Annotated in this window: 14 protein-coding genes and 2 pseudogenes; 7 read left to right on the forward strand and 9 right to left on the reverse strand. The window is 71.7% G+C overall.

Annotation, left to right across the window (positions count from 1 at the left end):
• Window positions 1–93 precede the first annotated feature (93 nt).
• Window positions 94–432, forward strand: coding sequence for a histone-like nucleoid-structuring protein Lsr2 (locus tag ACSMXW_RS20525; protein WP_485798179.1), 339 nt, complete (start codon window positions 94–96; stop codon window positions 430–432).
• A 636-nt stretch (window positions 433–1,068) separates the two neighbouring features.
• Window positions 1,069–3,594: an ATP-dependent Clp protease ATP-binding subunit gene (locus ACSMXW_RS20530; protein WP_485798181.1), complete on the forward strand. Its 2,526-nt coding sequence runs from the start codon at window positions 1,069–1,071 to the stop codon at window positions 3,592–3,594.
• Window positions 3,595–4,152: 558 nt separating this feature from the next.
• Here the strand turns inward: ACSMXW_RS20530 and ACSMXW_RS20535 are convergent.
• Window positions 4,153–5,302: pseudogene (locus tag ACSMXW_RS20535) on the reverse strand (NACHT domain-containing protein); the annotation flags it as partial.
• 502 nt (window positions 5,303–5,804) lie between these two features.
• On the opposite strand from ACSMXW_RS20535, the gene ACSMXW_RS20540 reads away from it, so the two are divergent.
• Window positions 5,805–6,620, forward strand: a complete 816-nt coding sequence (locus ACSMXW_RS20540; RefSeq protein WP_485798183.1) for a M23 family metallopeptidase — start codon at window positions 5,805–5,807, stop codon at window positions 6,618–6,620.
• 51 nt (window positions 6,621–6,671) lie between these two features.
• Here the strand turns inward: ACSMXW_RS20540 and ACSMXW_RS20545 are convergent, their stop codons facing one another.
• Window positions 6,672–7,343 carry a TetR/AcrR family transcriptional regulator gene (locus ACSMXW_RS20545; RefSeq protein WP_485798185.1) on the reverse strand — a complete coding sequence of 224 codons (672 nt, stop codon included), beginning with the start codon at window positions 7,341–7,343 and terminating at the stop codon, window positions 6,672–6,674.
• A gap of 157 nt (window positions 7,344–7,500) precedes the next feature.
• Between ACSMXW_RS20545 and ACSMXW_RS20550 the strand changes: the two genes are divergently transcribed.
• Both ACSMXW_RS20550 and ACSMXW_RS20555 read left to right on the forward strand, forming a co-directional pair.
• On the forward strand, window positions 7,501–9,114 hold the full coding sequence (locus ACSMXW_RS20550) for an MDR family MFS transporter (RefSeq protein ID WP_485798186.1): 1,614 nt from the start codon (window positions 7,501–7,503) through the stop codon (window positions 9,112–9,114).
• Window positions 9,115–9,261: 147 nt separating this feature from the next.
• Window positions 9,262–9,612, forward strand: coding sequence for a helix-turn-helix transcriptional regulator (locus ACSMXW_RS20555; protein ID WP_485798188.1), 351 nt, complete (start codon window positions 9,262–9,264; stop codon window positions 9,610–9,612).
• A gap of 152 nt (window positions 9,613–9,764) precedes the next feature.
• On the opposite strand, the gene cseC is transcribed toward ACSMXW_RS20555, so the two are convergent.
• The 5 genes from cseC to ACSMXW_RS20580 all read right to left on the reverse strand — a co-directional run bounded on the left by cseC (window position 9,765) and on the right by ACSMXW_RS20580 (window position 15,162).
• Complete coding sequence (gene cseC, locus ACSMXW_RS20560; protein ID WP_485798189.1) at window positions 9,765–11,270, reverse strand: two-component system sensor histidine kinase CseC; 1,506 nt, start codon at window positions 11,268–11,270, stop codon at window positions 9,765–9,767.
• Window positions 11,271–11,277: 7 nt separating this feature from the next.
• A complete protein-coding gene (gene cseB / locus ACSMXW_RS20565; protein WP_485798191.1) occupies window positions 11,278–12,036 on the reverse strand; it encodes a two-component system response regulator CseB in 759 nt (252 codons plus the stop codon).
• 204 nt (window positions 12,037–12,240) lie between these two features.
• On the reverse strand, window positions 12,241–13,020 hold the full coding sequence (locus ACSMXW_RS20570; RefSeq protein ID WP_485798192.1) for a hypothetical protein: 780 nt from the start codon (window positions 13,018–13,020) through the stop codon (window positions 12,241–12,243).
• Complete coding sequence (locus tag ACSMXW_RS20575; RefSeq protein ID WP_485798194.1) at window positions 13,008–13,547, reverse strand: SigE family RNA polymerase sigma factor; 540 nt, start codon at window positions 13,545–13,547, stop codon at window positions 13,008–13,010. The genes ACSMXW_RS20570 and ACSMXW_RS20575 overlap by 13 nt, the downstream gene beginning before the upstream one ends.
• Window positions 13,548–14,205: 658 nt before the next feature.
• Entirely contained in the window at window positions 14,206–15,162 is a 957-nt protein-coding gene (locus ACSMXW_RS20580) for an HhH-GPD family protein (protein ID WP_485798196.1), read from the reverse strand.
• A 709-nt stretch (window positions 15,163–15,871) separates the two neighbouring features.
• On the opposite strand from ACSMXW_RS20580, the pseudogene ACSMXW_RS20585 reads away from it, so the two are divergent.
• Window positions 15,872–16,212: pseudogene (locus tag ACSMXW_RS20585) on the forward strand (response regulator); the annotation flags it as partial.
• A gap of 131 nt (window positions 16,213–16,343) precedes the next feature.
• On the opposite strand, the gene ACSMXW_RS20590 reads toward ACSMXW_RS20585, so the two are convergent.
• Window positions 16,344–16,529, reverse strand: a complete 186-nt coding sequence (locus ACSMXW_RS20590; RefSeq protein WP_485808579.1) for a hypothetical protein — start codon at window positions 16,527–16,529, stop codon at window positions 16,344–16,346.
• 206 nt (window positions 16,530–16,735) lie between these two features.
• Between ACSMXW_RS20590 and ACSMXW_RS20595 the strand changes: the two genes are divergently transcribed.
• On the forward strand, window positions 16,736–17,551 hold the full coding sequence (locus ACSMXW_RS20595; RefSeq protein ID WP_485798197.1) for a hypothetical protein: 816 nt from the start codon (window positions 16,736–16,738) through the stop codon (window positions 17,549–17,551).
• Window positions 17,552–18,032: 481 nt separating this feature from the next.
• Here ACSMXW_RS20595 and disA read toward each other — a convergent pair whose 3' ends face one another.
• Entirely contained in the window at window positions 18,033–19,157 is a 1,125-nt protein-coding gene (gene disA / locus ACSMXW_RS20600; RefSeq protein WP_485798199.1) for a DNA integrity scanning diadenylate cyclase DisA, read from the reverse strand.
• Between the last annotated feature and the right edge of the window lie 25 nt (window positions 19,158–19,182).

The following is a 19,182-nucleotide window of genomic DNA, read 5'->3' on the forward strand; positions in this document are numbered from 1 at the left end:
GTACTGCTGTAGTGCATATAACAAGGGGACGGCGAAACAGCGGCCGGAGCCGCGGGACACCGGCCCGCACGTTATCGATGAAAGGAAATAGCGGTGGCACAGAAGGTTCAGGTCCTTCTTGTCGACGACCTCGACGGCGGCGAGGCGGACGAGACCGTCACGTTCGCCCTGGACGGCAAGACGTACGAGATCGATCTCACCACCTCCAACGCGGACAAGCTCCGCGGCCTGCTGGAGCCCTACCTGAAGGGCGGCCGCCGTACCGGGGGCCGAGCCTCGGGCGGGCGTGGCAAGGCGCGCGCGGCGGCGTCCGGCAGCAGCCAGGACACGGCGCAGATCCGCGCCTGGGCGAAGGAGAACGGCTACGAGGTCAACGACCGGGGGCGCGTCCCGGCGAACATCCGCCAGGCGTACGAGGACGCCCACCGCTGAGCGGAGGCGTCCGGCAGCCGGAGCCGGTGGTGCTGCCCAGGAGAAGCCGGCTCGACCTCGCATCCGGGCTCGGGGGGTCGCACCCGTCGGCGGCCCCCTGCGAGCCGTTCCACCCCCGGGCCGTCCAGGAGCCCGGCCCCCGCATGGCGGGGCCGTACCGAAGCGCCGCGCGCGCGTACGGAGATCGTTCCAGGGCTCCTCGGGACGACGGAGAGTCACACCGCGTCCCCGTTCGACTGCGCTGCGTACAGGCGAACGGGGCGTGCGGGAGCGTATGGCCGCGCAAGGCTGTTCGCCCGTAGCGGAGGGAACCGGTGTGCGCCGCATGGAGTGTCCGTGCCCGCGGGTAAGACATCCCTAGTGGGGAGGGGCGACACGCAGGACGGGCACGGCTCACGTTCGCCATCGGCGTACTGGAGACGAGGCTATATGCCTGGCCTGCGGGAACATCGTCTCGCACCATCGGGTTGGAGCAATTGCCGGCACTTCGGCAGCGGGTTTCCCCGGCTGGGCGGGGGTCATCCGGACAGATGTCGGCAGTTGGAATGAGCGGTCCCCGCTCGCGGGACTAAGCTGCGGAAGGACAGGGAGGGGAGCGTCCCCTTACTGCCTGACCGCTCTGAGGAGCGATTAACGATGTTCGAGAGGTTCACCGACCGCGCGCGGCGGGTTGTCGTCCTGGCTCAGGAAGAAGCCCGGATGCTCAACCACAACTACATCGGCACCGAACACATCCTCCTGGGCCTGATCCACGAGGGTGAGGGTGTCGCCGCTAAGGCCCTGGAGAGCCTCGGGATTTCGCTTGAGGCTGTCCGCCAGCAGGTGGAGGAGATCATCGGCCAGGGCCAGCAGGCACCGTCCGGCCACATTCCCTTCACACCCCGTGCCAAGAAGGTCCTGGAGCTGTCGCTCCGCGAGGCCCTTCAGCTCGGCCACAACTACATCGGTACGGAGCACATCCTGCTCGGCCTGATCCGCGAGGGCGAGGGCGTCGCCGCCCAGGTCCTGGTCAAGCTGGGCGCCGATCTCAACCGGGTGCGGCAGCAGGTCATCCAGCTGCTCTCCGGCTACCAGGGCAAGGAGACCGCCACCGCCGGCGGTCCCGCGGAGGGCACCCCCTCCACGTCCCTGGTCCTCGACCAGTTCGGCCGGAATCTCACGCAGGCCGCTCGGGAGTCCAAGCTCGACCCGGTCATCGGGCGCGAGAAGGAGATCGAGCGGGTCATGCAGGTGCTCTCCCGCCGTACCAAGAACAACCCGGTGCTCATCGGCGAGCCCGGCGTCGGCAAGACCGCGGTCGTCGAGGGCCTCGCCCAGGCGATCGTCAAGGGCGAGGTGCCCGAGACCCTCAAGGACAAGCACCTCTACACCCTCGACCTGGGTGCCCTGGTCGCCGGCTCCCGTTACCGCGGCGACTTCGAAGAGCGCCTGAAGAAGGTGCTCAAGGAGATCCGCACCCGCGGCGACATCATCCTGTTCATCGACGAGCTGCACACCCTGGTGGGCGCGGGCGCCGCGGAGGGCGCCATCGACGCGGCGAGCATCCTGAAGCCGATGCTGGCCCGCGGCGAGCTCCAGACCATCGGTGCCACCACGCTCGACGAGTACCGCAAGCACCTGGAGAAGGACGCCGCCCTGGAGCGCCGCTTCCAGCCGATCCAGGTCGCGGAGCCGTCGCTGCCGCACACGATCGAGATCCTCAAGGGCCTGCGCGACCGCTACGAGGCGCACCACCGCGTCTCCATCACGGACGAGGCACTGGTCCAGGCCGCCACCCTGGCCGACCGCTACATCTCGGACCGCTTCCTGCCGGACAAGGCGATCGACCTGATCGACGAGGCCGGCTCCCGGATGCGGATCCGCCGGATGACCGCGCCGCCGGACCTCCGCGAGTTCGACGAGAAGATCGCGGGCGTCCGCCGCGACAAGGAGTCCGCGATCGACTCGCAGGACTTCGAGAAGGCCGCCTCGCTGCGTGACAAGGAGAAGCAGCTCCTGGCCGCCAAGGCCAAGCGGGAGAAGGAGTGGAAGGCCGGCGACATGGACGTCGTCGCCGAGGTCGACGGCGAGCTGATCGCCGAGGTCCTGGCGACCGCCACGGGCATCCCGGTGTTCAAGCTCACCGAGGAGGAGTCCAGCCGCCTGCTGCGCATGGAGGACGAGCTGCACAAGCGCGTCATCGGCCAGAAGGACGCCATCAAGGCGCTCTCCCAGGCCATCCGGCGTACGCGTGCGGGCCTGAAGGACCCCAAGCGCCCCGGTGGCTCGTTCATCTTCGCGGGCCCGTCGGGTGTCGGTAAGACCGAGCTGTCCAAGACGCTCGCCGAGTTCCTCTTCGGCGACGAGGACGCGCTGATCGCCCTCGACATGTCGGAGTTCAGCGAGAAGCACACGGTCTCCCGGCTCTTCGGCTCCCCGCCCGGATACGTGGGCTACGAAGAGGGCGGCCAGCTCACCGAGAAGGTGCGCCGCAAGCCGTTCTCCGTGGTCCTCTTCGACGAGGTCGAGAAGGCCCACGCCGACATCTTCAACTCCCTGTTGCAGATCCTGGAGGACGGTCGCCTGACCGACTCCCAGGGCCGGGTCGTGGACTTCAAGAACACGGTCATCATCATGACCACCAACCTCGGCACCCGGGACATCTCCAAGGGCTTCAACCTGGGCTTCGCCGCCCAGGGCGACGTGAAGACCGGCTACGAGCGCATGAAGGCCAAGGTCAACGACGAGCTGAAGCAGCACTTCCGCCCGGAGTTCCTGAACCGTGTCGATGACACGGTGGTCTTCCACCAGCTCACCGAGGAAGACATCATCCAGATCGTCGACCTCATGATCAGCAAGGTGGACGAGCGGCTCAAGGACCGCGACATGGGCATCGAGCTCAGCGCGAGCGCCAAGTCGCTGCTCGCCAAGAAGGGCTACGACCCCGTCCTGGGCGCCCGGCCGCTGCGCCGGACGATCCAGCGGGAGATCGAGGACATGCTCTCCGAGAAGATCCTCTTCGGCGAGCTGCGCCCCGGTCACATCGTGGTCGTCGACACGGAGGGTGAGGGTGAGACCAAGACCTTCACGTTCCGCGGCGAGGAGAAGACGGCTCTCCCGGACATGCCGCCCGTCGAGCAGGCGGCCGGCGGGGCTGGGCCGAACCTGAGCAAGGAGGCGTAACCGCCACGCGCGGTGCGCACGAGTGCCTCGTGGAGGCGTTGGGGCTGCCCCCGGACCGGTTTGACGGTTCGGGGGCAGCCCCCTTCCGTGTGCGGTCAGAAGACCGATGGGTGGCGCTTGGCGACGGCGACCTGTGCATGGGGAAAGACGCGCACGTAGTGGGCCGCGTCGAGGACGTGGTCCTGTCCGGGACGAGATCGACTCTCCGGAGGGCAGGCAGGAGATCAGACAGACAGCCCGGAGAGATCCTCGTTGCCCTGTAACTGGCTCAGGGTCAATGTCTCGACGCCGGGCAGGACCGTGGCGCCTGCCCGGACCGGCAGTCCATCACGGTTCAGCGTCAGGCGGCGCAGCGCCGGCAGGTCGGCAACCTCGGCCCAGTCCCGTGCGGTGACCGGACCAACCGCGTCGTACAGGTGCAGCTCCCTGATCGTCGGCCATCGGCTCACACCCCGCAGGCCCGTGGTGACGATTGCTTCCGAGCTGAGGGAGAGACGTCCGAGAGGGGCCTGGGGGAGGAGGGCGTTCAGCCGGTCTCCGGGAATGGGCTGGTAGAGGCAGCCGCAGCAACTCCGCCCGCTCCCGGGGCCGCCCCTGGGCGACCGCCATGCGGATGACGTCCGCCCACTGGTCGTCGGCGGCGTGCTCCGCCAGGAGACCGAAGTCGCCGGACTCCACCGCGGCCCGTGCGCCCAGGTAGTCCTGGAACGTGCGGTGGACGAAGTCGACCGTGCCGGGGGCCGGCTCGCGGAGCAGGCCCGTGCGGACGAGGAAGTGCCGCAGCACGTCCGGGGCGTCACCGAGCACCGCGGCGGTCGGCACCGCCGGCAGCACCCCTGCGATGGTGGGCTCCGCACGCTCGCGGTCCATCTCCGTGCGGCCGTTGCGGATCAGCCAGTACGCGAGGCGCTGCAACAGCTGGAGCTGCGGCTCCTCGCTCAGCTCGGGACCCGCCATGTCCCGCTCCCGGTCCCTGCGGGTCAGGAGCATCGACAGCGCCGACTCGTAGCGCTCCTTGCGGCCGTGCGGCAGGTAGCCGCGGCGGTCCCGGTGCAGCGCGCAGACCAGCCCGCACATCAGCGGGTTGGTCGCGAGCCGGCCCAGGTCGGGCTTGCCGCGGACGGCGTCCAGGAGCTGGGTCTCGTACGCGCCGAGCTGGGCGTCCTCGGCGGGGTCGCCGGTGCGGGCGGCGGTGTGCCAGCGGCGGATGAAGGCGGCCACGCCGGACGGGTTCATGGCGGCGAGGGTGAGCTCGGTGAACCCGTCGTCCGCGAGCCAGTTCTCGCGGACCGCGGAGGGCCGCGAGGTGACCAGCCAGCGGTTGCCGGGGAAGGTGTCGACCAGCGCGCTGAGCCAGTCCCTGGCGCGGGGCCCGCTCGGCCTCCGGCACTTCGTCGATGCCGTCCACGAGCAGCGGGCCGCGGCCCGCTTCGAGCACCCGCGCCTCCCAGCCGTCGGGCTGCGTACCGGCGAGCGGCGAGCCGACGGCGGCGAGGAAACCCGAGGGCGACGGCAGCCGCTCGCCGTGCCGGGTGAGGGTGCGCGGCGGGAACACGAAGGGGACCCTGCCGTGCAGGTGAGCCATCCGGGCGGACGGCTCCTCGGCGACCGCGGAGACCGCGAGCCACTGGGCGAGGGTGGTCCTCCCCGAACCGGCGACGCCCCGCAGCAGGACGCGCTCGTGCGCGGCCAGGGCCTGATCGGCGGGGGAGGGGCCGGCGGGGCCGAGCTGTGCGGCGCCCGGCGCCGCTCGTCCTTCACCGGCCGCCTCGTCTTTCGCGTAGTCCACGGCCGGCTCGTCTTTCGCGTAGTCCATGTCACATTTTCCGGACTTTTCCGGCGGGCTTCCGGTGACATGCCACACAGCGGTTTCCCGGCCTACTAGGCGAGATAGTGCGCCGATTCCGGTGGGGGTGCGCAGTGGGCGGGGGAGGCGCGGGTGGGCCGGGGTGCCGGGGCGCCGCGGGGTGTGCCGCAGGCCCTGGAGCTCTGAAGATAAGCGCCCGTTTTGGTGGGTATTTGACCATATTTATTCCGCTATCGGATGTATGCGATGGCGCCTATTCCCAGTGCGGTGGCTACGGCCGGGCTTAGTAAGAGGGGGCTTTGGTGCGGGGGAGGGGGTGGGGTTACCAAGGGATGGCCAGCCCGGCTTGTACGTCGATGGGCGTGATTTCCGCCGGGTCCATTTATGTCCGGAGGTATTCAGAATGCTGAAGCGTGCCCTGTCCCGTCGTCCCGCCGCGTCCCGGCTCCGTACCCGGGTGGCCGTCGTCGCCGCGGGTGTGGGTGCCTCGGCCGCACTGGGGGCCGGGGTCTCGGCCGCTGCGGACGGCGGCCCCGCCGCGCACGACGCGCCGGCCAAGCCCGCTGCCTCTGCCCAGCTCGAGACGGTGGCGCACCAGACGTCCGACGCGCACCATGGTGACGCGCACCACAAGGGTGGCCACGGCGATCACGGCCACGCCGGTCACCATGCCGACAAGGGCCACGAGAAGGGCGCACGCCACGGTGGCGACCACCACGGGAACGCCCACCACAAGGCCGCGCACCACAACGGCGCCCACCATGGGCGCCACGCTCACCACGCGCACCACGGCAAGACGCTCACCTGGGTGCGGCCGGTGCACCACTACAAGCTGACCGCGGGCTTCGACCAGGCCGGCGGGCTGTGGGCGCACAAGCACTCCGGCCAGGACTTCGCCGTGCCGGTCGGGACGCCGGTCAGCGCCGCGCACAGCGGTGTCGTCGTGAAGGACGGCCCCAACGGCGGCGGCGATGGTCCCGCGTACGGCAATGCGATCGTGATCTACCACGGTTACGGCACGTACTCGCAGTACGCGCACCTGTCGAAGATCGACGTGCACCCCGGTGAGAAGGTGAAGGCCGGCCAGGTCATCGGCCTGAGCGGCAACACCGGCAACACCACGGGGCCGCACCTGCACTTCGAGATCCGCTCCACGCCGAACTACGGCTCGGCGGTGAACCCCGTCACCTTCCTGGCCCACCACGGCCTGAGGGTCTGACGGACAGCGCCTGACGGGCCTACGCCCGTTGGCACGACGGCGGCCGGTGGCTCACCGGCCGCCGTCGTGCGTCCCGGCTATGTCCTCGCGCGCCCGGGCGGCCGCGTCCCCGTGCGCCGACGAGGCGTCTTCGGTAGGGGGCTCGGGGGCCCTGCCCGTGTGTGCCTGGGCGACCAGGTCCATGGCGACCCGGAGGACGGCCCTGCGCTTGTCCTCCGGGTCGCCCTCGGCGTCCTTGAGGGCGAAGGTGCCGGCATGCATGGTGAACAGGGCGGTGATGCAGCGGACCTGGTCGGCCAGGTCGGCGTCCGGCTCCTTCAGCAGGTCGTTCAGCGCGAACATCCGCTGCTTGAACATCTCGCCGGGGATCAGCTCCCTGACCGTCGCCTGGTTCTCCTGCATGAACCGGAGCATGGGCGCTGCGGTGGCCAGCGCGTCGCTGTAGCGGCGGAGCAGCTCGATCTTCGTCTCCAGGGTGTGCGGCTGCTGCCTGCCCCACTCGATCAGCTCGGTCATCGGCCTGCCGACGTCCTCGAAGATGCTGATGAGGATGTCTTCCTTGGTCTTGAAGTGGTAGTACAGCGCCGCCTTGGTGACGTCCAGCCGCTCGGCGATCTCACGGAGCGACGTCTTCTCGTAGCCCTGCTCGGCGAAGAGTTCGAGGGCCACGTCCTGGATGCGCTGGCGCGTGTTGCCGCGCCGGTGGTGCCTGGTGTCGTCCATCGTGGTGGCTCCTCACGCTCCGGAACTTACTTGACGCCCGGCTAGTTTCAGATTACCTTGCTTGCGTGCAGTTCAGCTAGCCGGGCGGCAAGTAAGTGCGAGGCTTCCGCCCGGTTCTCCTACGTTGTCTCCTTATGGCCCAGGGGGGTTGGTCACCATGTCGCAGGTTCAGCAGGTGGATGATGCCGTACCGAAGAATGGCAAACAGCAGCGCAGCGTGCGAGTCATCCTGCTGGCCCTGATGATCGCGATGCTCCTCGCGATGCTCGACAACATGATCGTCGGTACCGCGATGCCGACGATCGTAGGGGAGCTGGGCGGCCTGGATCACCTGTCCTGGGTGGTCGCCGCCTACACGCTCGCCACCGCGGCCTCCACCCCCATCTGGGGCAAGGTCGGCGATATGTACGGCCGCAAGGGCAGCTTCCTCACCTCCATCGTGATCTTCCTGATCGGCTCCGCGCTGAGCGGCATGTCGCAGGACATGGGACAGCTCATCGGCTTCCGCGCCATCCAGGGCCTGGGCGCCGGCGGTCTGATGGTCGGCGTCATGGCGATCATCGGCGACCTGATCCCGCCCCGGGAGCGCGGCAAGTACATGGGCATGATGTCCGCCGTGATGGCCGTCGCCATGATCGGCGGGCCGCTGGTCGGCGGTGCCATCACGGACCACCTGGGCTGGCGCTGGTCCTTCTACATCAACATCCCCCTCGGCATCGTCGCCCTGCTCGCCGTCAGCGCCGTGCTGCACCTGCCGAAGAAGCGGGTCCAGGGCCGGATCGACTTCCTGGGCGCGGGGCTGCTGACCGTCGGCATCACCGCGATCGTGCTGGTCACCACCTGGGGCGGCAGCGAGTACGCATGGGGCTCCGCGGTCATCATGGAGCTCATCGGCATCGGCGTCGCGGCCCTGATCGGCTTCGTCTTCGTGCAGACGAAGGCCGCCGAGCCGGTCATGCCGCTGCACATCTTCCGCAGCCGCAACTTCACCCTGGTGGCCGTCATCGGCTTTGTCACCGGCTTCGTGATGTTCGGCGCGACGCTCTTCCTGCCGCTGTACCAGCAGTCCGTGCAGGGCGCCTCCGCCACCAACTCCGGCCTGCTGCTCCTGCCGATGCTCCTGTCCATGCTGGCCGTCTCGCTGGTCGCGGGCCGGATCACCACCAGCACGGGGCGGTACAAGGCCTTCCCCGTCGTCGGCACCATCCTGATGATCGCCGGGCTCTTCCTGATGGCCCAGATGGACACCGGCACCAGCCGCCTCACCTCCGGTCTGTACATGGTCGTGCTCGGCGCGGGCATGGGCTGCCTGATGCAGATCACCATGCTGGTCGCGCAGAACAGCGTGGAGATGAAGGACATGGGCGTCGCCTCGTCCTCCACCACCCTCTTCAGGACGCTGGGCTCCTCCTTCGGTGTCGCGATCATGGGTGCGCTCTTCAACTCCAAGGTGCAGGACGTGATGGCCGAGCGCGCCGGCGCGCTCGGCGGCAAGATCACGGAGAAGTCGGCCCAGCTCGACGCCGCCAGCCTGAGCAAGCTGCCCGCGGCCATGCGCGACGCCTACCAGCACGCGGTGTCGGCGGGTACGCACGCGGCGTTCGTACTCGGTGGCGCCGTGGCCGTGGTGGCCCTGCTCGGCGCGGTCTTCATCAAGGAGATACCGCTGCGGGGTGCGGGGCCCGAGGACTCTTCGGAGACCGGCAAGCCGGCCGAGCGCGCGGAAGGGGACGCCGCGCAGGGCGACCGGGCGGTAGCAGAGGCCGTCTGATCAGCTCGTTCTCGGTCCGGGGGCCCCAGGAGCGCGGAGTACGCGCGCCCGGGGCCCTCGCCGTCTCCCCGGAGCGGGCCGGCGGTGCCGGGACGAGGTTGCGGCCGCGCGGGCGCATTGTCAGTGGGCCGTGCCAGCATCGAAGACGTGGACAGACTGCGGCAGCTACGCCTCGCCAAGGACGCGATGGACCGCGACTGGTCCGACCCGGACCTCGACCTGGACGCGGTGGCCGCGCACGCCGGCTACTCCCGCTACTACTTCGTCCGCACCTTCAAGGAGGTCCACGGCCGGACCCCGGCCAGTACCTCTCGCACCGCAGGACGGAGCGCGCCGAGGTATGAGCGCCTCAGGGCGCGGGGTGTGGAGTTCATCCAGGAGCCGCAGGAGCGGCCGTACGGCACGGAGGCGCTCTTCCGGGACGACTCCGGGAACTGGTTCTCGTTCACCCAGCCGCGCGAAGGGGGCCTCGACCCTGACAAGGACTGGGCCTGCTAGGTCCCGTCCACCCGGTTGGTCCGGCGCTCCTTTCGGGGTGCGCCCTGACGTCGACGTTCGCCCGGGGGCCGCGCCCCTCTGGGGGCCCGGGGGCCGTGAGGCCCCGGGGGGCGGTAAGGCCCCGGGGGGCGGTAAGGCCGCTACGGTGGCCGCTACGGGCCCGGCTGGGGTGGGAGCTGGAGCATCGGGTAGCTGCCCGTGCTGGTCGGTGCGTGTTCCGGGAGCCAGAGGATCGCGACCGCACCCTCGGGGGGCGCGTCGTCGGGCGCACCCGACGGCCGAACGTTGCGGAACGTGAGCCGCGCGCCCAGCACCCGCGCCTGCCCCGCCGCGATGGTCAGACCGAGCCCGTGCCCGTGGCCGGCCCGGTCCGCGCTGCCGGTGCGGAAGCGGCTCGGCCCCCGGGCGACCAGCTCCGCAGGGAAGCCGGGACCATGGTCCCGCACCCGGATCACCCGGCCCTCCACGGTCACCACCACCGGCGGCTTGCCGTGCCGGGCGGCGTTCGCCAGCAGGTTGCCCACGATCCGCTCCAGCCGGCGCGGGTCGGTGGTGACCTCCGACTCGTGCACCACCTCCACCCGGACGTCCTGGCTGAGCACCGCCACCCGGCGGGCGACGAACTCGCCGAGCATGATGTCCTGCAACTCGGCCCGCTCCGCCGCGCTGTCCAGACGCGCCACCTCGAGGACGTCCTCCACCAGCGTGCGCAGCGCCTGCGCCCGGTCCTTGACCAGTTCGCTCGGCCGCCCGGGCGGCAGCAGTTCCGCCGCGGTGACAAGCCCGGTCACCGGGGTGCGCAGTTCGTGCGCGATGTCCGCCGTCACCCGCTGCTCGGCCTCCAGTCGCTGCCGCAGCGCGTCCGCCATCGCGTCCACGGCCCGCGCGAGGTCGTCCGTCTCGTCCCGCACCACCCCGCCCATCGCCTCGCGCACCCGGACGTCCGTCTGCCCCTTCGCGACCTCGCCCGCCGCCGCTGCCGCCTTCCGGAGCCGCCGCGAGAGCTGGCCGCCGACGAGCACGCCCAGCGCACAGCCGCCCAGCACTACCGCGATCGAGCCGATGACCAGGGCCTGGTCGAGATCGTCCATCACCCGGCCGCTGCCGTCGGTGAACCGGGTGTGCAGGGACAGCACGTGCCCGTCCTTCAGCGGCACGGCCGCCCACACGTCCGGGCCGCCGGGGCCGCCGTCCGAGACATAGGTGGCCCGCCGGCCCTGCGCCGCCTTCTCCTTGAGCGCGTGCGGCAGCTTCGGATCGTCGATCGACGTGCCGAACTGCCTGCGGCCCGTCGACTCGTAGATCCGCTGGGCGAACTGGACGCGCTCGTCCTGCACATCCCGCGAGCTGTCCAGCATCGAGACGAGCGCGGCATTGTGCACCACCAGGCTGAGCGCCAGCGCGATCAGCGCGCCGACCAGGGCGATCGCCGCGCTGAGCTGCCACCGCACGCCCGTGCGCAGCCGGAGCCCGCCGAGCAGCCGGTCACGCAGGCGCCTACGCGGCCGGGGACGGGACCCCGCCGAGGGGCCCGCCTCCGGGTCGGCGCCCCACCCCGTACCCAGGGGCGCGGCGCCCGAGGACGTGGCGCGTCGGGACGAGGCACGCGCAGACCTGGCACGTGAGGACGCGGCGGACGAGGAGCTGGGGTCCCGCATGGCCGGATCAGGCCTTCAACTTGTAGCCGAAGCCGCGGACCGTCTCTATCCGGTCCTGGCCGATCTTCGTGCGCAGCCGCTGCACATGGACGTCCACGACGCGGGTGTCGCCGCCCCAGCCGTAGTCCCACACGCGCTGCAGCAGCTGGTCGCGGGAGAGTACCGTGCCCGGGGCGGTGGAGAACTCCAGGAGCAGCCGCATCTCGGTCGGCGTCAGCGCCACCTGCTGACCGGCGCGGCGCACCTCCATGCCCTCGGTGTCGACGGACAGATCGCCGAACTCAAGCATGCCCCTGCGCCCGTCCTGCGTGCCGTCCGGGCCGCCGTGCGCCGCCCCGCCCCCGGTCCGCCCCTGCCGCGGACCGCCCGCCGCGCCGCTCGCGTGCCCGAAGCGCCGCAGCACCGCACGGATCCGGGCGACCAGCACCGCACCGTCGAACGGCTTGGTCACGTAGTCGTCCGCGCCCGCTTCCAGACCCAGCACGACGTCGATGGAGTCGGCGCGGGCCGACAGCATGATCACCGGGACGGTGGACTCGTCGCGGATCCGGCGGCACAGGCTCACCCCGTCCAGGCCCGGCAGCATCACGTCGAGCAGTGCGATATCCGGCCGGTCGGCACGGAACGCGTCCAGCCCCGACAGGCCGTCCGGCATGGCGGTGACCGCGAAGCCGTCGCGCTCCAGGGCGAGCTGGGTGGCCTCGCGGATGACGTCGTCGTCCTCGACGAACAGGACATGGGTGGGCTCTGCCGTCCGCTGCGTCATCCGAATCCGCCGCTCCCTTTGGACCGCCCGCCGCCGGGCGATCGCGTCCGCTCGCTGTCGTGCCGTGTGCCGTTGTCGCCGTGTGCTGCCACCGGGGTGCGGCCGTCGGGGCCGTGTACCCCCTGTGGCCGTGTGGCCGATGGTGCCGGGTGCCCTGTGCAGTCCTCCTCGGCGCCGTGGGCCCCCGGGCCGGGCCCGGGGTTGTCAGTTGTCGGCGGGGGCGGTTTTGTCGCCGCCCACCGCGTTGCTGTACTCGTTGTGCGTACGGTCCTGCTCCGTGAAGCGGTGGGCCGACGCGGACCAGTGGTACGTGATCACGTCCTCGCTGGACGGGGAGGTGACCGAGTCGCTCTGCTCGTAGACCTTCTGCGTCACCACCAGGTCACCGCGGTCGATCGTCGCGTAGACGGGCTGCTCCTCGTCCTGGAAGACGCTCTCGTAACGGCCCTTCTCCTGCCGGAACACATACGACCCTACGCCGACCGAATTGCACGTCATCACGTTGACCAGGACGTCGGGGTCCGCCGAGCCCGTGAGCTTGCCGTAGGAGACGTCGACGGGGTAGTCGTTCGTCCTGCACGGGCGCAGTTCCTTCTTGACCGCCGTGCTCACCTTCGGATCGGTCATCACCAGCTTCACCGGGTCCACCCGGCCCGGCGTCGGCGCGGGCGCCTCGCTGGGGGTGGGGGACGGCGCGGTGGCGTGCCCGACCGGGTCGGTGCGCGCGGGGCCCTCGTCCCGAGTGCCGGTGCCGCCGGTGGAGCAGCCGGCGAGCAGCGCGAGGGCCGCGGCGGCGGAGGCCAGGACCGCGGCGGCGCGGAGCGGGCGGTGCGGGTGTGGGCGTGTGTGTGAGTGCGGGTGCGGGTGCGGTTCCGTGGGTCGGCGCCGGTGCGGCCGGGTGCGTGCCGGGCGGGCGGCGCCCGCGCGTGTGCCGTCCGCGCCGGTGCCGTCCACGCCGGGGTGCCGTCTGCTCAGGCCGCGCAACGCTCCCGCTCCTCGTCCTCGACCGCGCGCGCATCACGTGCGCGGCTCTCCAGCTCCTGGCGGAGCCGGGCCAGCGCGCGGTGCAGCGTGCTCTTGACCGTGCCTGCGGTCATCCCGAGGGCGGCGGCCGTCTCCTCCGTGGACATCTGCTCCCAGTGTCGCAGCACCACGACACTGCGCTGCTTGGGAGCCAGCACCCGCATCGCGTCCATCAGCATGGCGCGGTCCGCGTGCTGCTCGGTGGAGTCGTCGATGGCGGCCTCGGGAAGCTGCTCGGTGGGGACCTCCTCCAGCTTCCTGGCCCGCCACCACTCCGTACGGGTGTTGATCATGACACGGCGCAGGTAGGCGTCCGCGAGCCGCTTGTCCGCTATGCCGTCCCAGCGGCCGTAGGTCCTGGCCAGGGCGGTCTGCAGCAGGTCCTGGGCGTCGACCGGGTCGGGGACCAGGCGGCGGGCACTGCGCAGCAGGGCGTCCTGCCGGGTGCGTACATAATCCTCGAACTCAAGCACCTCGCCGTGCGCCATTCCAACCGCCTCCCGTTGTGACCGTCGTCTGCCGTGCGGCGACCCGGCCGGTGCCATCCGGTGAACCCCCCGGCACCGCCGTGCGCCGCACGCGACCTGTTGCCATGGCGCGCGCCACGCCCCGTCGCATGGCCGCGCGCTGCTTGCCGTCCGCTGGTGAACCGCCGCGCGTGCCCCGGACCCGGGCCGGTGTACCGGCGGGTGCGGTGGCGGTTCACGGCGTCGGAGATGACGCTACGGCGGTATTGTCACGGGCCTGTGGGGGCCGGCCTGCGGCGGGCGCACGGCTGACAGTCGGTTGTGTAACAGATGTAAGGGGGAGGTAAGGCAGGGGCGAGTGTGCCCCGCTCCGGAGCGGCGCGGGGCGGTGTGGAGCCGCCACCGTCAGCCGTCAGCCGTCAGCCGTCAGCCGTCAGCCGTCAGCCATCGCCCGTCGCTCGTCGCTCGTCGGCCGTCGCCCGTCGGCCGGTGATCGGTGGCCGGTGGCAGGGAGGCGGGGCCGGCTGCCTCTCGGGGCCGGTGGCGGGCCGCGGCTCTCGCCGTGATCGGGCGCGCGGTTCCCCGCGCCCCTTCGTGGGCGCGGTCCACGACCTGGCGGGCGCGGGGAACCGGGCGGCCGGAGAGTTCTGCGGCACCCGGGCCTCAGGACACCCGGGCCTCACGACCCCTGCGTGAGCGGCAGGCGGTAGGCGCCGTGGGGGAGGGGTTCGACGAGGCCGTCGGCGACCAGGCCGTCCAGGGCGCGGGCCCGCTGGATGGGCTCGTGCCACACCCGGTCGAGCACGGCCCCCGGCACCGGACCGGTGGCGTCGCGGAGCACGGCGAGCAGCTTGCCGCGTACCTGGCGGTCGGTGCCGGCGTAGGTCTGGCCGCGCCGCGCCGGGCCGTCGTGCTCGGGCTTGCCCTTGAGCCGCCAGGCGCACTGCGCGGCGATCGGGCAGCGGGCGCAGTTCTCGTTCTTGGCGGTGCAGACCAGCGCCCCCAGCTCCATGGAGGCCGCCGCCCAGCGCGCGGCGACGCCCGGGTCCTCCGGCAGCAGCGCGCGGGCCAGCTTCCGTTCGGCCGCGGTGGTGGCGTTCGGCGGGTACTGCACGCCCGTCACCGCACGGGCCAGGACCCGGCGGACATTGGTGTCGAGCACCGCGTGCCGCTGTCCGTACGCGAAGCTGGCCACCGCCGCGGCCGTGTACTCGCCGATGCCCGGCAGGGCGAGCAGCTGGGCGTGCTGCGTCGGCACGTCGCCGCCGTGCCGCTCCGTTATGGCGACGGCGGCACCGTGCAGGCGCAGGGCGCGGCGCGGGTAGCCGAGCCGGCCCCAGGCACGGACGGCCTCGCCCGGTGCCTCGGCGGCGAGGTCCGCCGGCCGGGGCCAGCGGGCCATCCACTGCTCGTAGACGGGCAGAACACGGCTGACGGGGGTCTGCTGGAGCATGAACTCGCTGACCATGACACCCCAGGGGCCGGCTTCCGCGCGTCGCCAGGGCAGGTCGCGGGCGTGCTGCTCGAACCAGGCGAGGACGGGAGTGTGCAGGTCCTGGGCGTGCTGCGGATTGTGGGGGGCCGCGGGGGCGGGTGCGGGCGTCGGGCGGGCGGGGTTCTGTGTGGGCGCAGTCATGACAGAGCGATCCTCGCACGCCCGTGGGGGTGGGCGCGGCTTACGTGGCCGGGGTGTGGGCCTCTTGGGTGCGTGACCGCGAAGTGCCGCGGGGTGCGCCTGGCCGTGGGCCTCGCGCGGCCTTCCACGGCTCGGCGGGACCGTCCCGGTCGCCGGGTGCCCGGCGTCACGGCGTCACCGGGTGCCTCCCGCGGCCTTCCGGCCCGCCCTGCCCTGCCCGGCCCCGCACCGGGGCCGGGCCGGGCCGGGCGGGGCAGGGCGTGGCGGGGATGACAGCGTTCGGCCCCGAAGACCTGACGATCGGCAGGGGTACAGGGTGCGGGTCGCCGGCAGCGCCGTCGGGATGGACGGTGTGCGGAGCACGGGGTGGGCACGGGGCGCCGGGACGGGCAGCGGCTCCGGGCTGCCGGACCTGCGGGGCCCGGATCACCTCGCCGGGCGGCCACGTCGAGACGGGCCCGCACGGCGGCACGGGCTTCGGGATCGCGGCATGGCTCCCCGCGAAGCCGGGGGCTTACGCACCGAACGGACCGAGCGCGAAGCCCGGAGCGGGCGCGCCGAGCGGCCAAGACGTGCCGAGTGGTCCGGACGTGCCGAGTGGTCCGGACGTGCCGGACGGACCGGGCACCGACCCGCGGCGCCCTGTGCATGCCGGGCGCACCCGGTGGACCGCCCGCACCGGGCGGACTGGCCGCACCGACCGCACCAGGCGCACCGGCCCGACGTGGCGCTGCTCGACATCCGCATGCGGCGACTGGACGGCCTGGCGGCGGCCGAGGAGATCGTCCGGACCGTGCCGGGCACCGCGGTGGCCATGCTCACCACGTTCTCCGAGGACGCGTACGTCGCACGGGCCCTCGGCGGCGGTGCCACCGGATTCCTCCCGAAGTCCGGCGACCGCGGGAACTCATCGCGGGCCTACGGGTGGTGGCCGAGGGCGCCGCGTTCCTCCCGCCGCGGGTGGCGCTGCAGGTCATCGACGGCCTCGGCACCCGCCGGATGTCCCGCACCGCGGCCGCACGGGCCCGCGCCGTGCCGGCCACGGGGCGCCACGGGCGGCCGTGGTCCCGTTCCGGTCTTCTGAGCCGTGCGGGAGTCCGCCCGCGGGCTGGGGCCCGTGGCACAGCGGACCGCGCGCCGCTCGGACGCACGCAGGGTGTGCACGAGCCGGGTCGGGGGACTCACCGTGGATCCGAGTACCACGGCGGCCGCCCCCGGCGCGCACGCCACCAACAGGCCGCGAACAGCACGCAGAACACCAGCAGTCCGGCCTCCGTCCAGACACCGGCGAGTCCTTGCAGCCAGGTGGGGGAGACGTGCGCGAAGTCCGTGACGTCGATGTAGAGATCGGAATCGAAATCATCCATGGCCAGGACGGTAGGAATAGGACACATTCGGCCACCTCGGACCATCGGCAGGTGGTGTGCCTGACGACAGGCGGTGGCGGGACACGGCGATTCCCTCCGTCGGCGCACACCGCACGGTCTCCGGCCGGCATGATGATCGGCAAAATTCGCCTGTGGTACGGCGGGTGGGGCAAGACGACGCGCCGATCTCTCGTACAGTTTGCGCCGTGGGATCTCTGCGCAATCCGGTCGGGCCGCTTCCCTCCTCCATCTACTGGCGACGGAGGGCCGTACTGCTGACCCTGCTCGCTGTGGTGGCGCTGCTCATCGCCTGGTTCGTGACGGCCGGTGGCGGGGGCGGCAAGAAGCACTCCGACGGGGCCGAGGGCAAGAACCCCGCGCCGTCCATCACCCCCGGCCCGTCCGGTTCGGGGCCGGCGATCAGCCAACACCCCGGCGGACGTGACGAGTCGGACGGCGGCGGCACGTCGGGCGGCGCGGGGGACACGACAGGTGCGGGGGGCTCCGGTGCGGGCGGCGCCACGGGCGGCTCGGCGGGCGGCGGCAGCGGCTCGGCGGGCGGCGCCGGTTCCACGGCGGGCGGCGGCACCGGGGCCGAGGTGCCGGCGAGTTCGGGGCTGCCGACGTGCTCGCACAGCGCGGTACGGCTCTCGCTGCGCAGCGTCGACAACTCCTATGCGCCGGGGCGCGATCCGCGGTTCCAACTCATCGCGAAGAACCTGTCCGGCAGCGACTGCAAATTCGATCTCGGGCCCCGCAACGCCGTCCTGACGATCACTCAGGCGAGCACGGACAAGCAGATCTGGGCGTCGGACGACTGCCCCAAGGACGGCAGCAGTCTCTTCCTCCGCGTGCCGGCGGGCGCCAGCATCACCCACACCGTCACCTGGAACCGCACCCCCAGCGCCCCCCACTGCGCCACGCCCTCCACGGCCTCGGCGGCCCCCGGCACGTACCTGGTCGAGGCGAAGGCTCCCGGCTACCCCAAGTCCCAGACGTCTTTCGTCCTCAACGAGGACTGAAGCGGCGTATCTGCTCCCCGAGGGCACGGGCCGGCACCGTCCGGCCACCGCACGCCGTGGGCTGTGCCCACCTCAGGCCCCACCGGGCCGCAGCCGCCGACGAGCGTGAGGGGACGTGGGGGGATGTCCGCCCTGGGGGCACCTCCCAGGCCTTCAAGGCCGTGGGGGAGGAGATCCCCCCGCGGCCCCGCCCCACAACGAAACCCAAGCGCCCCAGCCTCAACGAAAGCCGCAGGCGCCAGACAAAGCCAACCTTTAACGAATCAGAAGGCGCACCGCCTCAACGAAAGCCGCAGGCGCCACACAAAGCCAACCTGCAACGAATAGAAGGCGCACCGCCCCAACGAAAGCCGCACGCGCCGCACCAAGCCCGCCCACAACCAACCACAACGCGCGTCCAGGCGAAGCCAAAGCCCGCTACCCCTACAAAACCCCAGGCCGTACGTCCGGCGCGCCCCGGGTCGGCTGGGCCGGCCGCAGGCTATACGTAGCGCTCCAGGATCGACGACTCCGCCAACCGCGACAACCCCTCCCGCACACTCCGCGCCCGAGCCTCCCCCACCCCGTCCACGGTCTGCAGGTCATCCACACTGGCCGCCAGCAACTTCTGCAACCCCCCGAAGTGCTCCACCAGCCGATCGATGATCGCCCCCGGCAGCCGCGGCACCTTCGCCAGCAGCCGGAACCCCCGCGGCGACACAGCCGAATCCAGCGTCTCCGGCGCCCCGGTGTACCCCAGCGCCCGAGCCACGGTAGGCAGCTCCAGCAGCTCCGCATGCGACAGCGAGTCCAACTCGGACAGTGCCTCCTCCACCGTCCGGGACCGCTTCGCGGTAGGCGCCGGCACATAGTCCCGCACCACGAGCTCCCGCTCCGGCTCCACCCCGGCGATCAGCTCGTCCAACTGCAGCGCGAGCAGCCGCCCGTCCGTGCCCAGCTCGACCACGTACTCCGCGATCTCCGTCGCGATCCGCCGCACCATCTCAAGACGCTGCGCCACCGCCGTCACGTCCCGCACGGTCACGAGGTCCTCGATCTCCAGCGCGGAGAGCGTCCCGGCCACCTCGTCGAGCCGCAGCTTGTACCGCTCGAGGGTCGCCAGCGCCTGGTTCGCCCGGGACAGGATCGCCGCGGAGTCCTCCAGCACCCGCCGCTGCCCGTCCACGTACAGCGCGATCAGCCGCATCGACTGCGAGACGGAGACGACGGGGAAACCCACCTGCTTGCTGACCCGGTCGGCCGTGCGGTGGCGCGTGCCGGTCTCCTCGGTGGGGATGGTGGGGTCCGGAACCAGCTGCACACCGGCGCGCAGGATCTTCGTGATGTCCTTGTCCAGCACGATGCCGCCGTCGAGCTTGCACAGCTCCCGCAGCCGCGTCGCCGTGAACTCCACGTCCAGCACGAATCCGCCGGTGCACATGGCTTCGACGGTCTTGTCGGAGCCGAGCACGATGAGGCCTCCGGTGTTGCCGCGCAGGACTCTCTCCAGCCCGTCGCGCAGTGCGGTGCCCGGCGCGACCGCGCTCAGCGAGGCGCGCATCAGCCCATCGGCACCGGAGCTCCCGCCGGTCTTGCCGGGAGCTGACGCCCGGTCGTTGGCTGCCATGCACTCCTCCGGTCGCGGGGTCCGG

The organism is Streptomyces sp. DSM 116793 (assembly GCF_057320905.1).